At 62.1% G+C, this 1,668-nt stretch carries 1 pseudogene; it reads right to left on the bottom strand.

Features of this window, described 5'->3' with window-relative positions:
• Window positions 1–215 precede the first annotated feature (215 nt).
• Window positions 216–1,512, bottom strand: a pseudogene (locus B2G71_RS23515) (IS110 family transposase).
• Between the last annotated feature and the right edge of the window lie 156 nt (window positions 1,513–1,668).

A 1,668-nucleotide genomic window follows, 5' to 3' on the forward strand; every position in this document is an offset into this window, starting at 1 on the left:
GACAACGTCCTAGGTCGGGAAGCAGCGGCGGAAAACGGCCAGAAGGTCTCGTTGCGCCGATCACGATCAGCGCTGATGTGGTTCTGATCCAGATGGCTTCCATCGTCAAGGAAAGCGCTCTCGGCCATAGCAAACACAGGATCCAGCGGCCGCGTTGGTCGTGGTCCTCACCGTCCTTAAAATGAGATGCGCGTGCCGGATGGAAGGCCCGAACATTATCTACAGGGTCGCCGAAGCGCCCTCACGGCTGCACAGAGAGGGGTCCTTCCATCTGGTGTCCGCCCGTTCGACGAACGGACGGTACTCGGTTCCCGTCTTGATGACGGCATGCGCGACACGCGCCATCTTGGCGGTGAGTGCGGTCATCGCCTTGCGGCGGCGATCAGGGTCGTTGCCATGCCCGGCGACATAGCGCCCTAGCTTGTCGCGGAAGCTGTTGTCGCGCTGGCGGATCGCGACCTGAGTAGCCATCCAGAACGTGCGCCTGAGCCGAGCGTTACCGTACTTCGACAGCTTGGTTCGGCCTCGGAACATGCCTGACTGGCAAGTGGCAAGATCTAGCCCGCAGAACTTGAGGAACTGGCGGTGGTGGGCGAAGCGGCGAAGATCACCGGCTTCGGCGAGGATGGTCAGTGCGTTGATCGGTCCGATTCCGGGGATCATGCGGAGAAGTTGGTAATCGCGGTTCTCAGCGAGCATGGAATGTGCGGTTCGCTCAATCTCGTCGCGTTGCCGGATCAGGCTGCGGGCCTGAGCGATGACCATGCGGAACATAGTGATCGCGATCGAGTCCTCGTCGACCGGGAGCGCCATGGAGGCACAGGCCGTCTCGTAAATATCGTTCAGCAACCGGGCCTTGGATACCTTGCGGCCGACCAGGCTCCATGCCTCACGCGTGAAGCCTTCCTGGCCTAGCGTGGTCATGCTGACCGGGGTCGGGAACCGCTCAAGCAAGGCGAGGAACCAGTCAGATCGACTGTTGCCGGCGAAGCGTTCGATCTCTGGAAAATAGAGCGGCAGGTAGTGGGTCAAGATGCGATGCCATGTCTGGGTCTTAGCCTTGGAGATCGCCTCGTGCGTCTTCGACATCTCCTGCAGATCGTTGATGCCGGCGGCCAGCGGATCGACGTATCGCTGGGTCGCGCCGATCCGGAGCATGTGCAGGATCACCTGCGCATCCTTGCTATCGTTCTTGTCCCAACCATTGTGCAGCGCCTCGCGGGTGCGGGCCAGGGCGACGGACGAGATCAGGCGCAGCTCGAAGCCCGCGGCGAGCAATCGGTGCGCCAGGGTGCGGTGGTAGTTACCAGTAGCCTCGAAGCCGACGATGACCGGATGCCCGATATCGCCGAGATCGGTTGCGAGGCGGTCGTAGTCCGCCTTCGTCGCCATCACCGTCATTCGCCGCCGGCGCCCGCCTTCGGGGCGCTCGATCAGCACCTCCTGGCGGTGCTTGGACATATCGATGGCTACCAGCACGGCGTCGGCGGGAGTAGAGCTACGCTTGGTCATGGTCGGTCCGTCTCCAAAGTGTTGAGTCGACAACTTCACTCTAGAGACCTGCTGGCCGGTCATGACCGCCTTGATGAAGCCGGCAGGCGCTACGCGCCCTTGTCTTCATCAAGGCGATGCGGCCCTTCGAGGGACCGCTTCCCAATGTGCTATGGG

This window comes from Novosphingobium sp. PC22D (assembly GCF_002556635.1).
GTDB lineage: Bacteria > Pseudomonadota > Alphaproteobacteria > Sphingomonadales > Sphingomonadaceae > Novosphingobium.